The sequence below is a fragment of the Methylophaga sp. UBA5088 genome (genome assembly GCF_002414625.1).
Classification (GTDB): Bacteria; Pseudomonadota; Gammaproteobacteria; order Nitrosococcales; family Methylophagaceae; genus Methylophaga; species Methylophaga marina.
The window spans coordinates 16,012-30,344 of sequence record NZ_DIAC01000123.1 but is presented as its reverse complement, the minus strand read 5'-3'; the positions used below and the strand labels follow the sequence as shown (position 1 = coordinate 30,344).

General features: G+C 42.7%; 17 protein-coding genes. 9 read left to right on the top strand and 8 right to left on the bottom strand.

Translation table 11 applies throughout. The annotated features are described in order from the left end of the window. On the top strand, nt 1–312 hold a 312-nt coding region (locus tag B4K20_RS15230), incomplete at its 5' end, for an EAL domain-containing protein (protein WP_289283563.1). Between the two features lie 80 nt (nt 313–392). Here the strand turns inward: B4K20_RS15230 and arsB are convergent. The 3 genes from arsB to B4K20_RS15215 are packed head-to-tail and all read right to left on the bottom strand — an operon-like array spanning nt 393 to nt 2,222. Further along, entirely contained in the window at nt 393–1,436 is a 1,044-nt protein-coding gene (arsB, locus tag B4K20_RS15225) for an ACR3 family arsenite efflux transporter (protein WP_289283562.1), read from the bottom strand. After that, complete coding sequence (locus B4K20_RS15220; protein ID WP_289283561.1) at nt 1,433–1,843, bottom strand: arsenate reductase ArsC; 411 nt, start codon at nt 1,841–1,843, stop codon at nt 1,433–1,435. Before B4K20_RS15220 ends, arsB begins: the two co-directional genes overlap by 4 nt. A gap of 1 nt (nt 1,844) precedes the next feature. Beyond that, the gene (locus tag B4K20_RS15215; RefSeq protein ID WP_289283560.1) at nt 1,845–2,222 is read right to left on the bottom strand and encodes an ArsR/SmtB family transcription factor; all 378 of its coding nucleotides are present in this window, start codon (nt 2,220–2,222) and stop codon (nt 1,845–1,847) included. A gap of 116 nt (nt 2,223–2,338) precedes the next feature. On the opposite strand from B4K20_RS15215, the gene B4K20_RS15210 reads away from it, so the two are divergent. Then, nucleotides 2,339–3,001 carry an SDR family oxidoreductase gene (locus tag B4K20_RS15210; RefSeq protein ID WP_289283559.1) on the top strand — a complete coding sequence of 221 codons (663 nt, stop codon included), beginning with the start codon at nt 2,339–2,341 and terminating at the stop codon, nt 2,999–3,001. A 2-nt stretch (nt 3,002–3,003) separates the two neighbouring features. Here B4K20_RS15210 and B4K20_RS15205 read toward each other — a convergent pair whose 3' ends face one another. The 4 genes from B4K20_RS15205 to B4K20_RS15190 form a co-directional block, all read right to left on the bottom strand. Continuing rightward, on the bottom strand, nt 3,004–4,059 hold the full coding sequence (locus B4K20_RS15205; RefSeq protein WP_289283558.1) for an acyltransferase family protein: 1,056 nt from the start codon (nt 4,057–4,059) through the stop codon (nt 3,004–3,006). 132 nt (nt 4,060–4,191) lie between these two features. Further along, nucleotides 4,192–7,008, bottom strand: a complete 2,817-nt coding sequence (locus B4K20_RS15200; RefSeq protein WP_289283557.1) for an EAL domain-containing protein — start codon at nt 7,006–7,008, stop codon at nt 4,192–4,194. A gap of 8 nt (nt 7,009–7,016) precedes the next feature. Continuing rightward, a complete protein-coding gene (locus tag B4K20_RS15195) occupies nt 7,017–7,538 on the bottom strand; it encodes a type IV pilin protein (RefSeq protein WP_289283556.1) in 522 nt (173 codons plus the stop codon). Between the two features lie 145 nt (nt 7,539–7,683). Next, nucleotides 7,684–8,430 (bottom strand): ferredoxin--NADP reductase, encoded by a 747-nt coding sequence (locus B4K20_RS15190; RefSeq protein WP_289283555.1) that lies wholly within the window; start codon nt 8,428–8,430, stop codon nt 7,684–7,686. Between the two features lie 120 nt (nt 8,431–8,550). On the opposite strand from B4K20_RS15190, the gene B4K20_RS15185 reads away from it, so the two are divergent. Genes B4K20_RS15185 through B4K20_RS15175 form a run of 3 tightly spaced genes read left to right on the top strand, consistent with a single transcriptional unit; the run spans nt 8,551 to nt 9,788 of the window. Next, nucleotides 8,551–9,009, top strand: a complete 459-nt coding sequence (locus tag B4K20_RS15185) for a GNAT family N-acetyltransferase (protein ID WP_286305342.1) — start codon at nt 8,551–8,553, stop codon at nt 9,007–9,009. 11 nt (nt 9,010–9,020) lie between these two features. Beyond that, nucleotides 9,021–9,425, top strand: coding sequence for a hypothetical protein (locus tag B4K20_RS15180; protein ID WP_289283554.1), 405 nt, complete (start codon nt 9,021–9,023; stop codon nt 9,423–9,425). A gap of 3 nt (nt 9,426–9,428) precedes the next feature. After that, complete coding sequence (locus tag B4K20_RS15175; RefSeq protein ID WP_289283553.1) at nt 9,429–9,788, top strand: lysozyme inhibitor LprI family protein; 360 nt, start codon at nt 9,429–9,431, stop codon at nt 9,786–9,788. Here the strand turns inward: B4K20_RS15175 and ribF are convergent. Next, nucleotides 9,776–10,717, bottom strand: a complete 942-nt coding sequence (gene ribF, locus B4K20_RS15170; protein WP_289283552.1) for a bifunctional riboflavin kinase/FAD synthetase — start codon at nt 10,715–10,717, stop codon at nt 9,776–9,778. The two genes, B4K20_RS15175 and ribF, sit on opposite strands and share 13 nt — an antisense overlap. 127 nt (nt 10,718–10,844) lie before the next feature. Here ribF and B4K20_RS15165 point away from each other — a divergent pair, with 127 nt between their 5' ends. From B4K20_RS15165 to queD, 4 genes are read left to right on the top strand one after another with little or no spacing between them, the layout of a single operon-like run. Next, nucleotides 10,845–11,090 (top strand): exodeoxyribonuclease VII small subunit, encoded by a 246-nt coding sequence (locus B4K20_RS15165; protein WP_286305346.1) that lies wholly within the window; start codon nt 10,845–10,847, stop codon nt 11,088–11,090. A gap of 26 nt (nt 11,091–11,116) precedes the next feature. Further along, nucleotides 11,117–11,983, top strand: a complete 867-nt coding sequence (gene ispA / locus B4K20_RS15160) for a (2E,6E)-farnesyl diphosphate synthase (protein WP_289283573.1) — start codon at nt 11,117–11,119, stop codon at nt 11,981–11,983. A 12-nt stretch (nt 11,984–11,995) separates the two neighbouring features. Then, nucleotides 11,996–13,819 (top strand): 1-deoxy-D-xylulose-5-phosphate synthase, encoded by a 1,824-nt coding sequence (gene dxs, locus B4K20_RS15155; protein WP_289283551.1) that lies wholly within the window; start codon nt 11,996–11,998, stop codon nt 13,817–13,819. Between the two features lie 44 nt (nt 13,820–13,863). Next, nucleotides 13,864–14,247 carry a 6-carboxytetrahydropterin synthase QueD gene (queD, locus tag B4K20_RS15150; protein ID WP_286305348.1) on the top strand — a complete coding sequence of 128 codons (384 nt, stop codon included), beginning with the start codon at nt 13,864–13,866 and terminating at the stop codon, nt 14,245–14,247. Nucleotides 14,248–14,333: the final 86 nt, after the last annotated feature.

Genomic DNA, 14,333 nt, shown 5'->3' with positions numbered 1-14,333 from the left:
CTTGCCATTGACGATGTCGGGGCAGGCTATTCCAACTTCCAGCACATACTTGAGTTGGGTGCAGATATCATCAAATTAGATATCAGCCTGATCAGAAATATTGATACCGATACGTCCAGAAAAGCACTTACCGCCGCATTAATTGCTTATGCAAAAGAAACTGCCTGTGAAGTTTTAGCCGAAGGGGTAGAAACTGAAGAGGAATTCCATGAACTGGTGCGGCTTGGCATCAATAAAATACAAGGCTATTTCATCAGCCAGCCGTTAGAGTTAGAACAAGCGATTCATTTTCAATGCCCAGAGTTTAATTAAAAGACACAGTAGATACGATGTCTTTTACTTTTAGATGATACATTTCATACCAACCAATCTCGTAAAGAGTGATACTCATTTCAATCTCTGAAAGCTTGTTTTGTTTTCAATGCCAGAGCGACCAGAGATAGCATTACCGGTACTTCGACCAACACGCCAACAACTGTCGCCAAGACTGCACCAGAATGCAGGCCGAATAAGCTAATCGCCACGGCCACCGCCAGCTCGAAGAAATTGGACGTGCCTATCAAAGCCGCTGGTGCGGCCACATTAAACGGCACTTTCCATAAATAAGCCCAGCCATATGCAATAGCAAAAATACCGTAGCTTTGAATCAGCAACGGAATAGCAATCAAAGCAATAACTAAGGGTTTGTCCAGAATAGTTTCAGCCTGAAAACCAAATAGTAAAACCACCATCGCCAATAAACCCATGATTGAATAAGGTTTTATGGTTTGTGTGAAACGCGCTATTTCATGATGTTCCTGACTACTATCAAGAAGTTTACGCGTGAGATAACCTGCGATTAATGGTATGACCACATACAAGACCACGGATAAAAATAAAGTTTGCCACGGCACAATAATATCGGTCATATCCAATAAAAATGCGGCAATGGGTGCAAAGGCAAAGACCATAATCAAATCATTGATGGAGACTTGTACTAAGGTGTAATTCGCATCCCCTTTGACCAGTTGGCTCCAGACAAACACCATTGCGGTACATGGGGCTACACCCAACAAAATCATCCCAGCGATGTATTCTTTTGCTGATTGCGGATCAACCCAACCTGCAAATAAAATCTCAAAAAATAAAATACCGAGTCCGGCCATGGTGAAGGGTTTAATGAGCCAATTCACCACCAGCGTCAGACATAATCCTTTTGGTTTTTTGCCAACATCTTTAATCGACGCAAAATCGACATTGACCATCATTGGATAAATCATTAACCAGATAAACACAGCCACGGCTAGGTTTACATTGGCATATTGCCATGCAGCTACTGTTTGAAAGACGCCTGGAAATAACGACCCAAGGCCCACACCTGCCACAATACAAAGGCCCACCCAAACGGACAGGTAGCGTTCAAAAAAGCCTATCGCTGAAGTCGACTCCTGCTTCATACTAATTCCTTCTCGATACGTGTTTTTAATAATTGAAAAGCCTCATCAAAAGCCGCGTCTAGCGCCGCGGAAGTGCCTTGTACTTTTGCCGGATCTGGCGTGCTCCAATGTAGTTTCCGGTACTCACCATAAAAAATTGGACATATTTCATCAGCGGCCTGATCACAAACGGTGATAACGTAATCAAAAGACTGACCAGCAAACTCATCCAAGGATTTACTGACAGGACTTCCCGGGTCAATGCCATGTTTTCTTAGTGTCTCAATCGATTTGGGGTGAACATACCCTGCGGGCTGACTGCCCGCACTCATAGCATGATATTCCTCACCTTTGAGATGGTTAATCAATGCTTCCGCCATGATGGACCGACATGAGTTTGCTGTGCATAAAACCAATATCCTTTTCATTTCAACTCTCTGTTTTATCGGATTGAGGTTTACAACAATCAACCAGTTCCACAACGGCACAGTCAATATTGTCAGCCTGATGTAATCGGGCCATATCACTTCTGCAACAATCTTGAACCATAAAGGCGATCAACTCTCTCATCTGTTCAAAATTAGCGAGGTAAATGATCGAACGGCCTTGTTTACGTGACGAAACTAATTTAGCTTGGCTCAGGTGAGTCAGATGGAATGATAAGGTGTTGTGTGGAATACCCAGTGCATTACTGATAGCACCGGCAGCCATTCCCTGCGGACCAGCTTCAACAAGTAATCTGAAAGCTTGGAGGCGTGTTTCCTGTGACAGGGCATCAAAAGCGCTAAGTGCATTTTCTATTTTCATATGTCGATAGTATTCGACATATATTTTTTACGTCAACACTTATGGACATATTAGTAAAACAGGTGGCCATGTTAGAGTGATAGTTATATTGACGTTAAGACTTCAGGAGGAAAGCGATGAGTAAAACATTAGTTATTGGTGCGAATGGCCAAATTGGAAAACAACTGGTCAAATTACTCTGCGCTGAGAATAGTCCCGTTAAAGCCATGATTCGACATTCACAGCAAGCCCCCTTTTTTCAAGACTTGGGTGCTGAAACAATGATTACTGATCTGGAAGCACCGCTACCTGATGATGCCTTTGCTGACTGCGATAAAGTCGTTTTTACAGCGGGCTCAGGAGGAAAAACTGGAGCAGATAAGACCATCTTGATTGATCTATGGGGCGCCGTAAAAGCTATCGACATGGCAAAGAAACATAATATAAAACAATTTGTTATGGTAAGCGCCAGAGATGCCGGTAATCCTGAAGCAGGCACCGAAGCGATAAAACACTACAATATCTGCAAACACTTTGCTGATGAGTATTTATTAGCCAGTGGTGTCCCCTACACCATCTTGCGACCAGGCAAACTGATAGATGATAAAGCGACTGGCCATATTTCCACACAACGAACAGGTCAGGCTGATAAAGACGTGATTACTCGAGCTGACGTGGCCGCCTGTATTCAGTTTTGCCTGAAGCATACTGAATCCATCAACCAGATTGATGAACTCTATAATGGTGATGAAACGATCCAGGATGCCTTTATCAATAGTGTGTCAGGGCGACTAGGATAATCTCACCAACCCGTTAAAAAGCGACTGTATGTACCGATACATCGCTTAATAACATAAGCTAATGTCAGGCTAATCAATATTGTGAGCGGAAAGGTAATAATAAATTGAACCAATCCGCTCATCTGTTCCAGATAGGGTAACCACTGATACCCGACTAAGGCAATCAATACCCAGGGATGAATAAAATAAATGGCAAAACTAGCATCAGCTAATAACCTTAATAAAGGTATTTGAGGGTAATGTTCGCTCAGTTTTTCTAGCAAAGATAAAAAGAAAAAACATAAAACTATCTTCTGCAAAATCAGGATATCTAAGCCATCAAAGGTAAATGGATGTAATTTATGCAGATTGCCAAAGCTTGGATAAATCAGCGCTTGTAGAATTGCCAGAAATACCACTGTAACCCCGAGCAAAAACGCTTTGTTATGTAGATATCGCTGCACAAGCTCACGATGCATCGACACGAAAATGCCCAATAAATACATCGGTAAAAAATACATAACGGCATGCCACGGAGACAAATTACCTGCTGGACGATGGACAATCATTGCCAATATTAAAGCGATAATGAATATTACCAAACGCGTTTTTAGACTCTGGCGAATGTAACTGATAAACAAAGGCGACATCAAAAATATCAGCATAATAAAAGGAATATACCAATAAGCAAACGAGGTTCTGCCTGTCCAAAGGTACAAACTAATCATGCCTATATAATCTTGCCAGTCAGTTAGAGACGACACGCCTAACTGTTTTGCATCCGGTAGAGAAATACCAGAACTTAAATAATAAATGAGTGCTAGGGAGGATAAGAACAGATAAGGCGACAAGACATTTTTAACTTTCTTCAGCATAAACTGGCTGTAGTGAAACTGCCTGTAAAAAATATGATGAAAGAAAAAACCAGAGATAAAGACAAACAGTGGTGAGCCGCCCTGAATTAAATTCGCTATGACTCTTTCATCAAAACTGGTGATGGATTTGTAGCTAATAGAATGTCCGGCAACGATGCATAATATGGCAATGGCTCTGAAGTAATCAAAGGCAATCAACCTCATCTAATCAGTTACCAACAACATCAGTAAGAACATCAGCTTATCATTCTTCTAAAGATAGAAGATGAGAACAATACACCAAATCACCATGAGCAATATGATTTATTGATATCCCGTATAGAAACCTGCTGTCATCTATTTTTTGGCCTCTAACTTTGCCATAAAATCAACTTTGGGTATGGGTTTACTTAACAGATAGCCTTGATAAAAATCGCATCCATTTTCAGCCAGAAAATTAAATTGCTCTGGTGTTTCCACACCTTCGGCAACAACTGACATGGACAGACCTTTTGCCAAGGCCATTACTGCTTTTACGATTGCCTGACTGCTTTCACCCAACTCAATATTTCTGACAAATTGTTGATCAATTTTTAGCGTATTAAGTGGTAGTTCCTGAAGGTATGATAAAGATGAAAATCCGGTGCCAAAATCGTCCATCGCTAAACTCATTCCTGATTCTCGTAATGCAGTCATTCGCTGAATACAGATATCTTTGTTGGTTAAAGCGACGCTTTCGGTAAGTTCTAACTCAATATAATTAGGGTTTGTCTGAGTTTTATCCAATATCCCAAGCAGATGGGAAATAAGATCATCTCTATTAAATTCTACTGCCGATAAATTGACCGCAATGGGAACAATAGTCAGATTTTTATCACTCAATTCATTAATAAGATCGCAACACTGCTCAAACACCCAGCGACCAATATCTATAATTAATAATGACTGCTCAGCAATGGGAATAAACTTGGCTGGGGATACCATGCCAAGTTCAGGATGCATCCACCTAATTAATGCTTCAGCACCAACTATTTCCTGTTCGCTATCGAATTTCGGCTGAAAATAAACGACTAATTCATTATTATCTAATGCCTGACGCAAATCATTTTCCAGCTTGAGATTTTCAACGGCTGTTGATGTCATTGCCGACTGATAAAAGTGGAAATTTGCTCGACCAGCTGATTTCGCGTGATACATAGCCGCATCAGCGTGTTCTAAAATAGCGTCAGGGTTATTACCATCATCTGGAAAAATGGCAATACCAATACTTGCCGAGATGTGCAATGTTTGTCCATTGATGTGGTATGGCTCAGCTAATGTCTTTAGGATTTTTTCAGCAATATGACTGGAAATAGAGGCTGAAGCTTGTTTGTCATCAAACTCGGTCAGCAGAATAACAAACTCATCGCCACTCACTCTAACCGCCAGGTCAGCCTCTCTGCAATTGTTTTCAAGGCGCTTGGCAACATCTACGAGTAAATTATCACCGGCAGCATGTCCCATCGAATCATTGATACTCTTAAAACGGTCAAGATCAATAAATAGCACACAAAAATTAGTTTCATCTCGCTTGGCTCTGGCCACAGCCTGTTTCAAATATTCATTTAAAACACGACGGTTTGCTAACCCTGTCAACCCATCGTAATGAGCTTGATTATAGAGCTTCTCTTCCCAGGCGGCATTAGATAAAGCTACAGCAATTCGATCGCCGAAGTTTCTCGCCGTATTTTTCACCTCATGAGTGATAGCTGACAGTTGATGATAGGCAAAACCAACGATAGCCGTTAGTTGTTCGTTAACAATCACTGGCACCACGAGATAATAAAAGTGCTGCTCTTGCATTATTTTCCTAATGTAGGAATAAGCGGGCAATTCACTACTCGCAAGAATAAAAATACGGTTTTGTTCAGAAATCAAATGTTGATAGTCCTCATGACTAAGGACACTGGGCTTATCTACAATTTGAGTCGGCTGTAGACCAACGCGGAAATAAAGCTTTTCAATCGCCAATGAGTTGGGTTTAATACTTGCGATGGCCATCATATCGACACCAAGTGTTTCAGGTAACCGAGTCATAGCCGTTTCTACCACTTCATTCGCATCTCGAACAGATAAAATCTGTCGGTCTATCTCCCCCATTGTCGACTGAATATCAAATTGAGTTTGAATATGTCGAGTCATGTTGTTGAAGGAGTTAGCAAGAGACTGAAACTCATCTTCACTGTCGACTTTTACCTGATAAGAAAAGTCACCTTTGACTAGCTTCTCGGTGGCTTCCTGAAGAGCTGAAAGAGGTGTTAAATATCGAGAGATTAATTTCGTTACGGAAAGCAACACTACCAAGACAGCCAGCATAATCACAGGTGGATAAAATGATTTGAAATGCACATTCGCTGACAGCGCAATATCTTCGAGTTGTATTTGAACAATGATGGCATTCGGTGCTTCAAACATATTACGCAGTGGAGTATGCCAAAAACCGGCCAATACACTGCCGTTAACATTATCCTCCCACTTAAATGTACCACTGCTTTTGGACAACACCTCCTGCTCCAATTCTTCTGGTAAGACATTGTGCTCAGCAGTGCTAAACCATAACTGACCATTCTCACCATAGACTAGCAGCTCATTTGCACCCAGCACTTCCTGTTCCCAGATAGAATCCCCCTTGAGGCGGGCCATAAGCAAATGGTCTTGCAGCCCTAGCTGAGGAATGGCAATCCACAATGCAATGGACTCATCCTCATCAACGGCTTTGATAACCGTCCTTCCTAAACTAATCACACGCTGCTCATCAGTGCTGAGTGTGGGAAGTAATATCTGTTCACCTACAATGTATTGATTGCCAGTTGGTTTTGATACAACAATGTGACTAAAGAGCATGCCAATTCGCTCTTTGAGAATGGCGGAATCATGTGCCAGCGTTAATTTTGGAATTCTGTTTTCGAGTAATTTAAGGGCGCTTTCAGCGACCACGAAACGGTCAATCAAACGCAAACCATAATCTTTACTGCTTTTGCGTAGCCCAGAAAACGCTTGTTCTTCCAGTTCACCATTAACTTGATAAAACGAGACGATCCCTAAAATGCTCACAGGAATAATCGTGGCTAAAATAAAGGCTAAATAGAGGCGTTTGGCTACCGTATTTTTGCTAAAAAGAGAACGTGTCAGCATGACTTAGCTTAAAAGTCTTCTGCTACGCCGATAAACAAACCGTCTCTCGCAATAATGATGTCATCGAGACTGTCTTTATTGGATATTTGTTTTTTAGTCACCCCGTCTTTCCCTTTGCTATAGAAATCGTATTGGGTGTTAATAGGGTTAAGTTTTTTATCTTTTCTCACTTGGCCTTTAATCCCTGGACCCGCATTGGCAATGTTGAGATATACATATGGATTTCCCCACGGATCATTACCATTGTTAGGTAAGTTACCTAGCTCTGTGATGTCGGCTGGAAAACGATTTGTTTCTGCATAAAATCGTTCGATATAAAAGCGTACTTCGGTTAAGTCAGCAATGGCTAACTGTCTATCCGCTTCTTCTTTATATTGTTGGTAACTGGGAACAGCAATCATAGCGAGCACGCCCAAAATAGCGACTACGATCATGAGTTCAATTAGAGTCAAACCCTGATCAAAATGTAGCTTATGTACTTTCGTGTTGGGAAATACTGAAAGAGTTGAATAAATATTTTTGGTCGTCAAGACTCATTTACCTTCTTGAAATACTCACTTCATCATGAGTAGCAATGACTTTGTTTGACTAATTTTATCTTGTATACAAGATATCGGCTAAACCAAATATTTCTCAATAGTGAGTTTGCTCACAAATTCAGCTGTAAATTATCTATTACCAATATTTCTCAATACTGATTTGACCTGGATCACGTCGCGAATGTTTTTTCAAACCATGTGTATTGATTAATACATCCATTGTTTCCAAGACCATATCCGGATTACCACACAACATCACCTGACTATCTTCTGCATTGATCTTTAGGCCTGTGCGTTTTTCAAAGCGACCATCTTCAACAGCTTGAGGAATACGACCTGATAATACATCCGGTGCGGCCTCACGGCTGACAAAAGGCACATACATAAACTGCTCGCTGTGTGCTGCTTTTATCGCGTCAATCGTCGCCTGATATGTCAGCTCATTTTGATATCTGACGGCATGAACCAATACCACCTTTTCAAATTGCTGCCAGACTTCAGCTGAGTTCAGAATAGAAAGAAACGGACCCACCCCAGTCCCCGTTGACAATAAATAGAGATGCTTTCCTTCGGGTAACTGATCCAAGGTCATTAAGCCCGCGGCTTTGGGTGCCACAAAAATTTCATCGCCGGGCTTCAGTTTAGAGAGTCGGGTAGAGAGTAAGCCATCCAGTACCTCAATAAAATAAAAGTCGAGCGGTCTCGTATCAGGACTATTCACCAAAGAAAAAGGTCGGCTGACAAGTTCACCGTCAATCTCCAACGCTAAACGGGTAAATTGACCAGCTTTAAACATAGGATAATCGACATCCAGTCTTAACGAGTGCAATCGATCAGTCCATTGCTTATTTTCAACTACAGTTGCCGTTAACCAGTCAGCCATGGTGGTGTCTCCCTTTTTGTCGAAATGATATAACGTTCTGATTAAGGGTCATGCTACTATCAATCGACCTTGAATACGACGAACATAACCAACATAAACTGAGCCTAAGGTTAACGCTAAATGACCAACCACATCATTGCAGAAGCGACATTAACTGATCTGAATGCCATCACACATTTGTTAACCGTTCTGTTCACACAGGAGGCCGACTTTGAGCCACAGCCAGAGAAACAAATGCACGCGGTCAGTGATATTCTCAGGCATCCAGACAAAGGCCATTTTTTACTTATCAAACATCAGTCAAAAGTGGTTGGCGTTGTCAGTTTGTTATATCTGACCTCAACCGCCATGGGCGGTAAAGTCGCTTTATTGGAAGATATGGTCATTGATGAACAACATCGGGGTAAAGGCTTTGGCTCAGCTTTGTTGAATGCGGCTGTGAATTTTGCCAGACAACAAGGTTGCCTGCGGATGACGCTATTAACCGATGCTGATAACGCCATTGCACAAAAAATGTATCAGGATGAAGGCTTTACTCATTCAGCCATGATTCCGATGCGCTTAATCTTAGACACATAAATAAAAACGTCATGGATGCGATTAATCCCAAATTATTATGGGAAATTTTTAAACATATACAACGCTGGCTAGCAAATCTCAATCGTGCTGGTGAGGCACGTCAGCAACAATCCAGAAAAGCGCTGAGAAATGTGATTATTGCAGCTCGCGAAACCAGCGTTTATGTCAGACAAATACAAGATACGCAACAAACTGACCATGCGACCGAGCGGCATCTAGCCAAATACTGGACGCAACTTGGCTTTGATTTAGAGGATCTGGGGCTCAACAAACTCGCCAAACGTTGCCATATCACCGGCAAGCATTGGGCTGACCCCAAATTTTACAGCGGTGATTTTCTGCAAAAAGCCGATATCAGTCTGGAGCGAATGGAAACATTGGCAAAACAGATTTTACTGGATATTGATAGACTCTAAACCATGAAATATATTTTATTTAGCCTGCTTTTTATTGTCTCACCGCTGACTCAGGCACAGGCGCTATGCCCAATGACGAGTGCCGAGGCGCAGCAAAGTTGTTTAGATGAAAAATTACAATCAGCGATTGATCATATGGTGAGTGACTTAACCCTCATTAAACGACGCCATGCTGATAATGAGGCATTGCTTAAATCACTGGAATTATCTCAACAAACCTGGGACGCCTATCGCAAGACTCAATGTCTGAATGTGTATCAGACCTGGCAAAAGCATCAGGAGCAAACAGCCATGACGGCCAGTTGTGCTATTGAATTGACCAGACAACGCCATCAGTTTCTACAGAATTATTACCTGAAATAAACCTGTGAAAAATATTGGCGTGCCTGCTCTGCATCCAGATGAATCTGAGCAATGAGTTGCTCCAGGCCATCAAAACGCTGTTCATCTCGAATCTTGTGTAAGAAAAATACCTGGACATGCTCTCCATATATTTCTCTTTTAAAATCAAACAAATGTACTTCAAGTAAGGCTTTATTACCACCGATGGTGGGTCGAATACCAATATTCGCCACGCCATTGACCGGCTCTTCATCAATACCAAATAACTGCACAGCAAAGACACCTGTCAGTGGAATTTTATGGCGATGTAAATGGATATTCGCCGTGGGAAAGCCCATCTTACGGCCGCGCTTATCACCATGGGCGACACGACCACTCATTCTGTATGGGCGTCCTAATAATTTTTCAGCCAATACTAAATCACCGCTGCTCAGAGCATTTCTTATGCGCGTACTACTCACCCGATTTTGATCAATGGCAAAGGTATGCATATTCACAACCTGGAAGCCATATTTTTTGCCAGCTTCCTGTAGCAACGCAAAATCGCCTTTTCGCTCACAGCCAAAGCGGAAGTCATCACCCACCACCAAATATTTAACATTCAATCCTTTCACTAATAATGTCTGGATAAATGCTTCTGCTGACATTTGCGCCAGACGTTTATTAAACCGTAAGACACATAACTGCTGAATGGAATAACAACGCAATGCTTCCACTTTTTCACGAAACCGTGTCAGTCTGGCTGGGGCTTTTTCTGGTACAAAATATTCAAAAGGCTGCGGCTCAAAAGTTATCACTACGGCAGGTAATTTCAGCGTATCGCCTTTCATGGCTAATTGAGTTAATACCGCCTGATGGCCTAAGTGAACACCATCAAAATTACCAATGGTAGCGACACACCCTTGTGGTGAAGCAGGTAAATTATGAAAACCGCGAATGATTTTCGGCATAAGACGTTCTCTACCAAAAAAATAATCAAACACAACAGAGTAACGGCAAATAAAAAAACAATCCAGCAGGCAAGCCTACGCCTATTACCTTATAATAGGCGCAAAATTATTTCGGTCAGAGGCAAGAATGGCAGCGAAACAAAAAAAGCTGGATTATGAAGCTGCAGTTAAAGAGCTGGAAGCATTAGTTGAACGCTTAGAAGATGGCGATATTAGTCTGGAAGAATCCCTTAAACTTTATGAACGTGGTGTATTACTGACGCGTGATTGTCAGGAGTCACTGCAAGCAGCAGAACAAAAAGTACAAATGCTTTTACAACAATCTGGCCAAAGCAATATGGTAGATTTCGACCCGGAAACTGGTGACGCGTGAACGTCAAGTTTCCTCTCGAAGACTGGATGTTAAAACACCAGTCCCAAATTGAATTTGTATTAGAAAAACGTCTTCAGCAAGGTCTAAAGCCGGGATCAGCGCGTTTATTCGAAGCTATGCGTTACGCCACATTAGGTGGAGGTAAACGTTTACGTGCACTACTTGTTTACGCCACAGGACAAGCTATGGGAGCTAAGCAACCAGCCATGGATGTCGCTGCTGCGGCAGTTGAAATGATCCATGCATATTCGCTGGTACATGATGATATGCCCATGATGGATGACGATGATTTACGAAGAGGTCGTCCAACCTGTCACAAAGCTTATGATGAAGCCACGGCGCTTTTAGTCGGTGATGCCTTACAAACTCAAGCGTTCGAAACCTTGTGTGATGAGACGCTGACGGATAAACAACAAAGTCGTATGATAAAAACACTCAGTCATGCTTCGGGGGCAGCAGGCATGGCAGGAGGCCAAGCTATTGACTTGGAATCCGTTGGCATAAAACTGGATATCGACGCACTCCAAGCCATGCATAAGTTAAAAACCGGCGCATTAATCCGGGCAAGTGTCTTAATGGGCGCCTTATCAGCAGAACAATACGATGAAACCATACTTGAACACCTTGATCGCTATGCAGACTGCATAGGACTGGCTTTTCAGGTACAGGACGATGTGTTGGATGTGATCACAGACACAGAAACGCTCGGAAAAGCGCAAGGTGCCGATATTGCATTGAATAAACCCACATATCCTGCTTTACTAGGCCTCGAAAAAGCACAACAAAAAGCGGTTGCGTTGATAGAAAAAGCACTCACTCACCTTGATGCGTGCCCATTTAACTCAGAAGTGCTGGCCGAATTGGCCCAGTTTGTTGTGAAACGCTCACATTAAGAAATCGACAGAATGGATACAATACTCGCTCATATCAATAACCCGGATGCTCTGCGTCAGCTGGATAAAAAACAGTTGCCCCAGCTGGCCGAAGAGTTGAGAACACTGATTATCGATAGTGTGCAGCAAACAGGCGGGCATATTTCCTCTAATCTGGGCGTTATCGAACTCACTATTGCCCTACATTATGTCTTTGACACACCAACCGATCGACTGGTCTGGGATGTAGGTCACCAGAGTTATGTACACAAAATATTGACTGGCCGTCGTGATCAAATGAGCACCATGCGTCAGCCTGGCGGGTTATCTGGTTTTCCAAAACGTAGCGAAAGTAACTACGATACATTTGGTGTCGGTCATTCGAGCACCTCAATCAGTGCAGCGTTAGGTATGGCACTGGCAGCACAAGCCAATAACGATCCTCGTCACGCCGTCGCGATTATTGGTGACGGCGCACTTACCGCAGGGCAAGCTTTTGAAGCTTTAGCACACGCTGGTGATTTAAGTGCCAATCTCTTAGTTATTCTTAACGACAATGAAATGTCGATATCAAGAAATGTCGGCGGCATGGCGAATTATCTCGCTAAATTACTTTCTGGTAGCTTCTATGCATCCGCTCGCGAAGGTAGTAAGCGTGTACTTGAAAAGATTCCACCAGCATGGGAAATCGCCAAACGCGCAGAAGAACATGTCAAAGGTATGATGGTTCCCGGCACCTTGTTTGAAGAAATGGGCTTCAACTATATCGGTCCTATTGATGGTCATGACATTGATACCTTGATAGCGACCATGACCAATTTGAAAAAGCGTAAAGGGCCGCAGTTTCTTCATATCGTCACCAAAAAAGGCAAAGGTTATGAGCCTGCCGAATTACATCCATGTAAATACCATGGAGTGAGTCCGGCCAATAGTAAATCTTCCGGCCCCTCCTACACCCAAGTTTTCGGCCGTTGGTTATGCGATATGGCTCGTCTGGATCCGGATTTATTCGGTATTACACCAGCCATGTGCGAAGGCTCGGGGTTGAATCGCTTTGCCGAAGATTTTCCTGAGCGTTACTTTGATGTCGGTATTGCTGAACAACATTCAGTCACCCTCGCCGCTGGTTTAGCTTGTGAAGGCAAAAAACCCGTTGTTGCGATTTATTCAACCTTTCTACAACGAGCTTATGATCAACTGATTCATGACGTAGCTATCCAGAATCTGAATGTATTATTTGCCATTGACCGTGCCGGTTTGGTTGGCGCTGATGGTCCGACCCATGCAGGCAGTTTCGACTTAAGTTTTTTACGTTGTATTCCGAACATGGTCATCATGGCACCTGCTGATGAAAATGAGTGTCGACAAATGTTAACCACTGGTTTTCGTTATAACGGGCCAGCAGCAGTACGTTACCCCCGTGGTAGTGGTAACGGCACCCCGATTGAGCCGGCGCTGACCTCACTGGAAATGGGTAAAGCCCAATTAAAACGCCACGGTGAAAAAGTAGCCATTCTTGCCTTTGGCAGTATGGTCACTGCCGCAGAACAAGCCGCAGAACAGGTCAACGCCACTGTGGTGAATATGCGATTTGTTAAACCCCTTGATACAGACATGATCAAGCAAATCGCTGACTCACACGACCTTCTTATCACCATTGAAGAAAATGCGGTCATGGGTGGTGCTGGCAGCGCAGTAAATGAATATTTAAGAGAAATAAATCATGCTGTCGTTATAAAACTGATGGGATTACCTGATACATTCATCGAGCATGGCGTTCATAGCAGCATGTTAAGTCAGTGCGGTCTGGATGCTGACGGTATTTTGCATACCATTAATCAGCACTTTACGGCATAATACGCTGTCTTCGTGAACGATTCCTGAGTATAATAGTCAACATTATGAGCGCAACGTACACCCTGAAAATTTTGGCCGATTTTGCCTCGGCACATACCCTGAGAGATTATCCAGGTGATTGCAGTCGCATGCATGGCCACAACTGGAAGCTGGAAGTCGAAGTCACTGCCACTGATCTGAATGATCATGGCATGGGCATGGATTTCAAAACGATCAAAACAGCGACTCGTGAGTTGGCAAAAACGTTGGACCACCGATATCTGAATGACATCCCACCATTTGATACCATCAATCCAACGGCTGAAAATATTGCCAGATTTTTTTACCAAAAGCTCAGTGATACCTTAAATAATGATATCGCTAAAGTTTCCGGTGTTACTTTGTGGGAAACAGATCGCGCTTGCGTTAAATACAGCGAGGATAATTGAATGAGCACAACCCCAGCCAGCACTGAGATAAAAGACGAAATCGAAGACGTCCAGAATATCGCCGATCAACGTAAAATTGCCATTGA